The organism is Halolamina sp. (assembly GCF_036626355.1).
Lineage (GTDB): Archaea > Halobacteriota > Halobacteria > Halobacteriales > Haloferacaceae > Halolamina.
The window spans coordinates 17,127-27,547 of record NZ_JAZKRY010000040.1 but is presented as its reverse complement, the minus strand read 5'-3'; the positions used below and the strand labels follow the sequence as shown (position 1 = coordinate 27,547).

The following is a 10,421-nucleotide window of genomic DNA, read 5'->3' as shown; positions in this document are numbered from 1 at the left end:
TTCGTACCACTCAGTCGAGCGCCGGGGCGAACTCGTGAGGAACTCGGTAAACCGTTGTTTTGCGTACCAGTACCCGCGTGATTCGCCGTTGTCGTAGTTTTACACCCGATTACGCCCCCACACACTGAAGACGTAGTTCTCCGGAACTCGCACCCACGGTCCGCCGCGTACTCGTACATCCAGGAAGCCGCGTTGTACATCTGTTGCTCGATGGTCACCTCCATGGCGCGGAGCCGTTGGAGCCGGGACGCCGTGGCAGCGGCGCGCGACCGGATCTACTTCCGGCTCCGGTGGAGCGTCCGGCTCACGGCTGTTCGGTCGAGATGCTGCATAGCCCGCTCAGGAACCGACGGGTTTTCGTTGCTCGTTCCGGTGGTGTGGGCAGAGGGTCGTTGAACGAGGGTCGACTCTGCATCGCCAACCGCCCGCTGTTCTCGGTAGACGCCATGGGGCCGACTCCCACGGTAGCAGCAACGACGCCGCTCTTGCAGTCATAACTGCGCCTGCAGTTCGGGTGTCACCTCCACTTCGAAGATCCGTGAGTCACACTCCGAACAGGTCACAGCCACGACGTCCCTCGACCGGCAGCAGGATTGAACAGTGTCCTGGCCCATCGTCACGGGGCTGTCGCAGCTGGGACACCGCTGAATGAACATCCGGAGTGAGTTCAGGAGCTCCCCCCGCGCCGGGATGCTGAACGCCGACCAACGGTCTGACCACTCTCGGAGCAGATCGTCGGCGGCCAGATCGGCGACGAAGGCGGCGTCGGACTCCCACTGGGCGACCTTCGTCCCGTCGACCATCACGATGGCGGCAGTGTTGCCGTACTCCTCGACGGTGTGATCGTCGTCGAGTTCGAGCAGTTCAGAAACCGCTGTCTCTCGGCTCTCTCTGTCCATCTCACGGAACTGCTCCATCCGGTCCCGCCATCGACGCTCGAACGACGGCGTGAGACAGAGGTCGTCCTGCCGTTCGCACTCCTGGAGGACACCTAATGACGTGAGGAGCTGTTCGACGTCGATATCCTCGAGTGACTCGACGGCTGTCTCCTGCTCGTGGTGCTCGAACCACCGGAGGATCCGGTCAGGAAGATATCGTTTCGTGAGCGTCGGGGTGTACGGGACGAGATACCCCCGCAGAGAGATGGTTCCGAGTGCAGCAAGCAGGAACAGGACACCGGTGCCGGCCGCGATAGCACTGTTTCGACTCACGAGCAGAACCACGTAGCCGATGCTGGCGCCGAGGAGGAGGGCGATGGCAGTATTGACGACGGTACACGGAGTACATCGGTTCTCCCCGGTGTACTCCGGCTGCCGGAGTCGAGCTATGAGGGGGGCCAGGAACGGGATACTGTCTGTCCGTTCACCGTCCGTCGCCGTCGACGCATCCGGTTCGTCGGCAGAGGTTGTTCGTTCAGTGTCGGGATTTGCAGTGGTCATTCGTCTCTGAGTGCGCTGAGGCAGAACGCCCCGAAGACAGTCTGGATGCCGAGGACGATCGTCGTGAACGCGACCATATCCGCCAGCACGATGGGGAGGGTGGTGAAGCCGCTCTGGATCCACTGGGTGAGCAGGTAGGCGGCGTAGCTGGCACCCACGAGGAACGTGAGGATGCCGACGGCCACGCCACGTTCGAGACTCATGTACTCGAGAATTCGCGACGGGAACGGTTCGCTGACTTTTCTGATCGGGTCCCCGGCGATCGTGGTGAGCGTGCTGAAGGTGAGTATCTGATAGCCGAGGATGACGAGCAGGCTTCCGACGATCATCAAGTGAACGCCCGGGTTGATTCCCTCGTAGCTCAGTTCGAAGTAGGCGGCGAACATGAAGAATGCGCCGACCACGGAGAACGCCGCCCCTGGCACCGAGAACAGATAGCTCGGTGCGTTGACGAGCATGAACTTCACGTGTCGCCAGCCGTCCCGGAAGCTGTGGAGCGTCGCATCACCCTTGCGTTCGTGGTTGGTGATGGGGACCTCTTCGATAGACGGCTCCGCCGAGCCGTCGCTCCCACGGATACCTGTCGAGGAGGGCTCGAGGCGGTCTTTCGAGGCCATCAGCGACCTCCGTCTCCTGAGACCCGCCCCGCCTCAGTGGGTCTGTTCTGCCCCTCCCTCGCTCGGAAGGGTGTTACAGACTGACCCAGCCCACCAACTCGTGACTGTTTGTGGCTGTCCGAAACTCCAGAGATATCCATGTCTTCAATACTGTTTGCATCGTTGCGCTTTGGTACTCACCTCATATCGCTCGGTTACTGGGGATAGCAACAACCTAAACGGCTCCCGAGCCAGCGCTGCTTGATTCGGATAGCCGGTTCATCTATCCGTTTTCGTGGCTGTCCCCCAGGGGCCACGCTACTGGCTTCGTCGTCGGCAGACCCGGGGAGTCGTCGTTGGCGGTGAGAGTTCGACGTGCAGTTCAGACGGTGAGCCGAGAGCAAGATAGAGAACCAGCGAGCCCCAAGGACTGGGGAACGGCACCCTGTTCGGACGACCATGGAGGCACTCGTTCCTCCAGACGACGTACGCGAACCTGTTCCGGTTTCACCAGCTCATCGATTCGCTCGAAACTGGGCGAGAGAATTTAGAGGCTGGAATCGCTCTCGGAGTGCTCCTCGTCCTCACCCTGGTCTACTACCGCGACAACGACTGGTCTGTCGGGTGAGTCGGGAGGGCGTGAGCCGTCTCCCCATCGACGACCGCTGTGTGGAACCCGCGAACGTTCGGCTCTCAGTTCTCAATCGGGCCGCGAAATACCGAAACTCGAGCCCTAAGGAATTATCTTGGAGATAGTGGATTCTGGCGGGACACTCCGCCGTCAGTGTGAGCGTCGAAAAAATGGTGAGAGGGCGGTCAGCGGCGACGAACAGCGATGAGCGCAATCACCAGTAACGCCACGATGGTGGTGAGGGATGTGAATCCCGGTGCTCGAACGCCGATATCGAGGTTACTCGACTCGCTCGTCGTTGGCATTTCGGAGGTCGAGGATCCCGGGGTGCTCGTCGGCGTCGCAGTGTTCGTCGGGCTGTCCGTCGGCGTCGTCGTGTCGGTTGCAGTCTCGGTTGGCGTCGTCTGCTGCCCCTGGACACCGATGGCGAAGGCTGAGAACCCATCGAACGTCGCCTTGTACGTCGTTCCCGAGACGTGCGTGGTCGATACCGCTTGCCACGATCCGTCGGCATAGCGGTAGAGGGTCACGTCGTCTGCCTCGGCACCGTCGGGCAATGACGACTGCGCAACCGTGAACTCAACGGTGGCGTTGTCGAGAACGCCGTCCTCGAGCTGGATGGCATCAGCTCGGAAGTAGGCAACTGCTTCGCCGTTGCTGAGTTCGGGAGCGCCCTGGGGCGCATCCGTCGGGTCGGTCATCTCGATACGGAACTGCGACTCGTCGAATTTCGTCGAGAGGTTCAGCGTCTTCATCGAGACGCCCGCTCCCTCGACAGTCCCCGAGAGGTCACTCGAGAACGACGCCCCGGTGGGGACGTCGCGTACCGAGACAGTGGCGCCTTCGTTAGTGTTAGTGGTCGAGAGCGAGAGCTGCGAACCGCCGCTCTGGCCACCGCCACCGCCTCCGCCACCGCTACTCCCCGACGAACTGGCTTCGGGAGTATCGGTCGGGGTAGGCGTATCGGTCGGGGTCGGACTCTCAGTCGGGGTTGGACTCTCAGTCGGAGTGGCATTCTCGGTTGGGGTCGGCGTTGGCGTCGCAACATCGGGGAACGCCAGGTTCACCTGCTTGGCGATACCGGACTGCCACACGACTGTCTGGTTGGCCCAGGCATCCGTTCCTTCGATCCGGAAGCGAACGGTGGTCTGACCGTCAGTACAGTCACAGTCCACTTTGAGTTTCTTTCCGAAGGCGCCGGACTCGCCGTACTCACCCGACTCTTCGGTAGTAATCGAACCGACGACGTCGCCGTCTACGACTGCTTGGATGGTCGTGCCCTCTGGTGCTTCGTCCCCACCTATCGTCACAGAGCCGTAGAGCGCCATCGGTGGTTGCGGTGGCGATCCGACTCCGACCCCGACGGCAAACGGTGCTCCGAGCAGGAGCAAGCAGACCACGAGGGCAGCTGTGCGATTACGGTTGTTCATGGTGGGCAGGTCTGACTCTGATTCAGGAGTGTGGTTTCGTCACAGGCCGAGACACCGCCGGGCATCACGGCGCTAAGCTCTCCATCGCTGTCGGACCAGACCCAGTAGCCGGTGTACGGACTCACGTCGCTCGAGGCGCTGGTCGCGAAGTTGTCCTGGAACGGGTTCGCGTCACCGGCAGATCCGTAGGGCTGACTCTCGGGCTGCTCGTAAACGTGAACGAGGCGCCCGAGGTTCGACGTCGACTGGTAGACGGTCTGAGCTTGGCCGTCCTGTGGTGCGCCGACGAAGTTCCAGCCGGGGTCGAGGTCCTCCTGGCCAGGCCCGTTTGGCGGCGAGGTCGAGTCGAGGTGGTCCATGGTGACCTCAGCGTCGTCGTCGAGGCCAGTGACGATGAACGCATCGAGGGACTCGACCGACCGGTTGGCCAGCTGGTTACCGGTCAGCCATGGGCCCTGCGGGTCGTCCTGATCGTAGGCCCAGACCATGACGCCTTGTCGGTTCCCGAGATCTCCGAGCGTCGTCCCGACATCATCTTCGCCGGCGCCGGGGAAGGCGATGGTCTGCCAGCCCTCATCCCCTTCGAGTTCGAAGTCGTGGCCGAACTGCTCGACCTGGTCCCAGCTATGCGGAACGTTGTCCTTTGGCGCGGTCAGGAACGGGTCGTACATGACGCCATCGCTGACGGTGTCACCGTGGCCGAGCGTCGACATGGCACTGAGCTGGCCTGCGCCGCCCGGTCCAGCCTCGCTGCCGTACCAGTTCATCTCGGCCATGACGTCGTTGGCACCGTGGTTCTGGATGCCAGCGTTGTTGTCGACGATATCGTTCCAGTGGGCGTCGACGTTGGACGCCATCTGGGAGGTGTCGTCCACCTCCAGCCCGACGTTGTTGTTCTCGATACTGTTGTCGATCACTGTGGCGTTCGAGCCACTGACGGAGACACCGACGGTGTTGCTGGTGATTCCGTTGTTGTTCTCGATTGTCGCGTCCTCGCTATTGAGGACGTGGATACCGATTCCGTTCGACTGAATGTCACTCGTCGTGACGCCGGATCCGGTCGTGTCGGCCAGGGTTATGCCGGTGGCCTTATTCGAGACCATCGCACCCATCACGGAGCTCTGGTCCGCCGTCATGTAGATCCCCTGAGGTGTGTCTGTCGTCGAGGTCACGCCACTGAGCGTGTGGTCGGTGCCGTGGACCTCGACGTTGGTGTCGACCTGACTCGACATCGCGGCGAAGTCATCGGTCCGCACGTTGGTCGTATCCGAACCGACGTACAGGTCGTATCCTGCGCCCAGACCTCCGTCGAAGTACTTGTGTTCCTTCGAGCTCACGTCGGTAAGCATGATGTCGGAGGCCTCATCGACGAAGACCCCGACCTCACTATCCTGGACATCCAGTGTCGACAGGTCGTGACCGATTCCACTGATCCAGACAGCGTAGTCCAGCCGGTCAGACTCGTGCTGGTGCTCGTCGAGGTGACCATGCACGGTGAGGTCGGTGACCGTGTGGTCGCTCCCCGTTAGTATGAGCCCCGCAATCGCGTTAGACGGGAAGCCGATATGGTTATTCTGTAGGCTGTTCCCGGTGCCCAATACTGTGATGACTGCGCCGCGCATGCCACCCTGGCTTCCGTCACCAGCGTCAACGTTGAACTCGTTGTTGGCGACAGTGGATGATTGCGCGTCCAGATAGAGCGCGATGTAGGCCTGGCCGCTGAACTCGTTGTTCTGGATGGTGACCTGATGAGAGTCCTCCACGTACGCGAGGAAATCCGCCTGTCCGTTCGCACTCACGAAGTGGTTCCCTTCAGCGACGAAGTTGGTGTCGCTGACGTCACCGAGGTCCTCGACCAACAGTCCGAATGCGCCTCCCTGAGCGACGATCGTGAACCCGGACAAGCTCGCGTCGTCCTGGGTGACGTTGACGGCGTAGTTACTGTTTCCGACGATAGTCGTGTCCGCTCTATCGCCGACCGCCACCAGGTCGACCTCTTTGTCGATGTCGACGGGGTTGTAGGACCCCTCTTTTACTTCGATGGTGGCGCCTGGTTGTGCGTCATCTACCGCTGCTTGTAACGTCCGATACTCCGTGTCCGGATCGGTGTCCTCTCCGGTCGGGAAGTCATCGTCCACGGTCAGCGTCTGGCTGGCAGCGCCAACTGTCCCGGAGACAGACGCGATCGCGAACAGCGAGAGTACCATCACCACGGTGAAGAACACCGCGTTTGCGCGTTTCCTTGTGCTGCTCATAGTTTCGAATCGTGCTTGGATTTCCTGTGTTGTCGATTGATGTCGAATCTTCCCCCCGATACAGCGACCGTCTCAACTGGTGTATTCCCCGCTTGGCACCCGGGATTTCCCGAATGCGTAGCAGGATAGCGGAGTTATTATAGGTAGTTAACAGTTCACGCGACTCGTGAGCTATTAGAAATCTGACTTTCCCCTTCGATTTTCTCCCGCACTGAAGACCGAACAGCTTGAAAACTCGATCGGGTAACTAATGGCCTAACTGCTGTTTGTGCGTTAATATCTCAATATGGGATAAAGGTAGAAATCAGAAATCGCGGTCAGACAGTCGGACGTCGCTGTTCGAAATTCGAAACAGATCCAACACCGACGATGAATTCGCACTCCGAGAGCGACGAGAGTTGGACAGCAATCAAGCTATATGCAGTTTGTACTGGCGTCGATAGCGAAGTCAGCACTCTGGAGGCTGGGTTAGACCATCCTAAACTGCGATTAACCCGACGTAGAATCGCCTCCGAAAAACCGGTTTGCGTCGGTTACTGCTCGTCCAAACACATTCCGACACAGGCCGCGATGCCTCGTCGTAGCCGTTGGGAGAACGCGCTATCGCTGACCCCGACACTGTGAGCCAGCTCTTCTATCGTGCACTGACGTGGGATTTCGAAGTACCCCTGACGGAGTGCCAACCTGACAGCTTCTCGTTGCTTGTCCGATATCGAGCTCAGATGTTCAGGGTCCGAATTGTAGAGTCGCTGTAGCGTGACTGGAATGCCCTTCCCGGTGAGATGTTGATTGAACTCGATGAGTTCGTCGTGGGTCGCAAAGCGCGCCCGGAACTCCGATGAATCGGAGCGCCCGATGATGTTCAGGATGTGAACGTCTGTCTCCGTGAGAACCTCCAGAACCGGACTACTGTCGGTCGTGAGACGCACGACATAGAGCCGCTCGTCAGAAATGTCTGTTAGATTTTGAATGACATCGAGACAATCGCTCTGCTGGAGTGTCGATTGAACGTCACTGTCGTTGAACCCATCCACACGGAGGAGTGTGGGGCATTGCTTTTCGAGTGGGACTACGCGTTCAAATTCGACTTGGGCATCGGGAAACTCGTCGAAGACGGGCCCAAGTCCGAATGCGTCTGTCGGAATCAACACTTCGGCAAGTACAGTCATACATCGGCCGAACAATGGCCAGCATCAGCCTTAGTTATTTATTGGGTTTTTGATGATTGCTGCAGGTCTTTGGCCAGAATTATCAACGATATATACGATTTGATGAAATTTATATTTAATATATTATATACACTCTCGTTTCATCTCGTACTTATCAAATAATTCTCCCTTACTGCCCGCCATTTTTCGATCTGGACGAAATTACTATCAAAAGCAGATATGTCGTTTCCGTATAACGTTTGGGAGGGTGGAAACAGCTATGTGAATGAAAATCGAAAAATCGTGCCCGCGAGTTCTGGTCGATACGCATCAGCCTGGCTCGTTCCGTCGACGGTACCTGCTTACTGATGATTCGATTGATAAGTCGAAGACGGCTTTCGAGGATCTCGAACGCGACCTGTACAACTGCTCCAGTACATGCTCGCTGAGCATGCTGCGGCTACCGCGAACACCGTTTCCGGGCGATTGAACTGCGGAGCCGCCCGGCTGTCCTCTGTGGTGGCCCCGAAAATCGGTGGTCCGCTGACACAGCGGGATGGGGGAGCAATGTAGGGTTGCCAGCGAACCACCCATACGTACGTTCCAGTCGTAATTAGTTAGGGTCCGAGTTATCTGTTTTCGCCTCCGAGAACCTTGATTTGAATGCTGGGAGGCTCGCTGGTTCAGCATGAGTCCGCTGTCGCCTCTCGAACCTCCTGTTTGGCAGGTCCCACTAAGCACGGACACCCACCATCACCACGGCGGGCTCCGTTCTCTTTGTGCAGGATTAGTTCCGTCAGGAGTGATATCCGTGAGATTCACACTTGATGTGTTGCTGATAGTGATTACTGCGAATAGTGTCATCGACGGTGTCGAAAGACGCCGGTTCAGGGGCTCCCATCACCGACACGGATGGTTACGCCGGGACAGACTCGCAGTAATCACTATGAGGCATAGTTTTACCATAGTACAGCCTGTCTACCATTCCTTATGGTGAGGAAGCGCGAGGGGAATGCTCAATTGGGCGAATCAGCGGGAGAGGGAGCTGATACTGACTCATCCCCGGAACTGGCGATCGACGGCCCAGCTGAAGAGACCGGCCGGCTCTCCAAAGACATCATATTCGAACTCCTTACCTCACCGCGGCGGCGGGGAGTCATCTGCTATCTGAAGTCCGTTGGCGGTGAGGCGACGCGGGGTGAGTTGGCCGAACAGCTCGCGGCAGCGGAACACGACATCGACCAGTCAGAGGTCTCCGCCCAGCAGCGTAAACGGCTCTATATCTCCCTGTATCAGGTTCACCTCCCGCGCTTGGCCGATGCGGAGGTCATCGAGTACGACGAGGACCGCGGGACGGTCGAGTTAACCGACCGAGCCAACCTACTGATTCCGTATATCCTCCTCGACCCCACCGTAGACGAGAACGCGGAACCGAAGGGGTCGCTGACGAAGCGGTTGCAGAACTATCGGAACCGGCTCACTCGGATGCTCTCCAGTGATCGATCGGGGTAATACCGCCACTCACGGCTCTTTCGGTGAGCGACGTCCTGGTACACGGTTTCTGCCTGCGCTGCAATCCGGTCCCAGTCATACCGTTTCCTCTGCTCGGTCGGCTTGATAGCTGCGCGTTCGCCCGAGAACCCCCGGGGAAGTGCATCGGCAAACGCGGACGGGTCGCTCGACGAGGAAGCCGAGGAAGTTGACTCTGGCAGACAGATCGAGATCCGTCACCTGCTGTTCGTTTCGATCTACGGAAACTGCGAACCGTTTCCGTCGCCCGGAAATCTCCGATTTTCGCAGGCCACCAGGAAGCCGGCTGGTTCGCCGAACGCAACCCGTTCACTGACTCTGTATCTGAACACCGCCAACTGACAGCTCGTAACGTTATGCCTTCGTGTGTCGTCTCCTCAGGCCCCTGCCAGTACTGCCGGCTGTAGATGATCACTTCGTGTCCGTTGGCCGCGAGTCGCCTATCCGAGTTCGTGGATTCGCTTCTGGGCACACCCTTTGGCAAACGGATGGACGACGTTCGAACCGACGGTGATGTTCATTCGGGAGTTCCGTTGGAGGGCACCACTATTAGGGTGGGGAGATCGAGGACCGTCTCACTGCGCTCGGATACCGTGAGTGACAGTCAGGGGCGGTGAAGAGAAGGTCGTAACTGAGAGCCACAACGGGGGAGGCGTGACTGGGATCCGGTCGGACGTCGGTCGACAGTGAGACCGTCACCGAACATCGTCGAGGCCGACTGCATAGTCCGTCTCGATAGAGATCCACTGCGTAACGTTCTCGGTCCGCTGTTCGGCGAACACGGTGATGTAGGTCGGGTCGTTCACGTCGTCGACGTCCCAACACAGATCGAACACTGGGAGGGCATCGACCTGCTCGGTTTTGTCACAGTCTGGGTCACGTTTCGACATGTCGTCACCGTTGGGTAAACGCTGTTCATGTATCAGTATACACTCAGTAACCGTCTGGAGAGATTGGGAAGGATTAAGGGCCCGTCCGGCGATTTTCGATTAATTAGGGACCAAAGAACCCCTCATGGACTACGCTTTGCTGGCAATCACTCACGGCGTGAAAGCAGTGACTGACGAGCACTGTCGAACCCAGAAGTGGAGTTTATAGGGCTGACCGGCGACACCGAATCACCCCCGACGACATCGCCGGGCGCCGCTGGAAATGAGGTCCACTGCCGTCCACGCGGGCATCTATTGGGTAGCTAGGCAGTCACGAACCGGCGGTTCGTACAGGGAAAGCGCCGAACGAACCCTGTCGGGAGTTCGATGCTCCAAGCAGGGGTTGCTCCAGTCACCCGCAGCACTGTCCGACACCCATCGATTCTGCGAATCACTTGGCCAGGAGCGGATTCCGTTCGATGACGATTCGGAATCCGTCCGGTTCCGGCTGAGCCTGCAGAAG

Annotated in this window: 7 protein-coding genes and 1 pseudogene; 1 reads left to right on the top strand and 7 read right to left on the bottom strand. The window is 58.9% G+C overall.

Features of this window, described 5'->3' with window-relative positions; genetic code table 11:
- Positions 1 to 491: 491 nt before the first annotated feature.
- The 5 genes from V5A38_RS08095 to V5A38_RS08075 all read right to left on the bottom strand — a co-directional run bounded on the left by V5A38_RS08095 (position 492) and on the right by V5A38_RS08075 (position 7,520).
- Positions 492 to 1,439 (bottom strand): hypothetical protein, encoded by a 948-nt coding sequence (locus tag V5A38_RS08095; RefSeq protein WP_332325253.1) that lies wholly within the window; start codon positions 1,437 to 1,439, stop codon positions 492 to 494.
- A complete protein-coding gene (locus V5A38_RS08090) occupies positions 1,436 to 2,056 on the bottom strand; it encodes a hypothetical protein (protein WP_332325252.1) in 621 nt (206 codons plus the stop codon). Before V5A38_RS08090 ends, V5A38_RS08095 begins: the two co-directional genes overlap by 4 nt.
- 795 nt (positions 2,057 to 2,851) lie before the next feature.
- Positions 2,852 to 4,096: a PGF-pre-PGF domain-containing protein gene (locus tag V5A38_RS08085; RefSeq protein ID WP_332325251.1), complete on the bottom strand. Its 1,245-nt coding sequence runs from the start codon at positions 4,094 to 4,096 to the stop codon at positions 2,852 to 2,854.
- Positions 4,093 to 6,351: a right-handed parallel beta-helix repeat-containing protein gene (locus V5A38_RS08080; protein ID WP_332325250.1), complete on the bottom strand. Its 2,259-nt coding sequence runs from the start codon at positions 6,349 to 6,351 to the stop codon at positions 4,093 to 4,095. Before V5A38_RS08080 ends, V5A38_RS08085 begins: the two co-directional genes overlap by 4 nt.
- 533 nt (positions 6,352 to 6,884) lie before the next feature.
- The gene (locus V5A38_RS08075; RefSeq protein WP_332325249.1) at positions 6,885 to 7,520 is read right to left on the bottom strand and encodes a helix-turn-helix domain-containing protein; all 636 of its coding nucleotides are present in this window, start codon (positions 7,518 to 7,520) and stop codon (positions 6,885 to 6,887) included.
- A 969-nt stretch (positions 7,521 to 8,489) separates the two neighbouring features.
- On the opposite strand from V5A38_RS08075, the gene V5A38_RS08070 reads away from it, so the two are divergent.
- Entirely contained in the window at positions 8,490 to 9,011 is a 522-nt protein-coding gene (locus V5A38_RS08070) for a hypothetical protein (protein WP_332325248.1), read from the top strand.
- 355 nt (positions 9,012 to 9,366) lie between these two features.
- Here V5A38_RS08070 and V5A38_RS14625 read toward each other — a convergent pair.
- Positions 9,367 to 9,550 (bottom strand): annotated as a pseudogene (locus V5A38_RS14625) (glycosyltransferase family 1 protein); the annotation flags it as partial.
- Between the two features lie 174 nt (positions 9,551 to 9,724).
- A complete protein-coding gene (locus V5A38_RS08065) occupies positions 9,725 to 9,919 on the bottom strand; it encodes a hypothetical protein (RefSeq protein ID WP_332325247.1) in 195 nt (64 codons plus the stop codon).
- Positions 9,920 to 10,421: the final 502 nt, after the last annotated feature.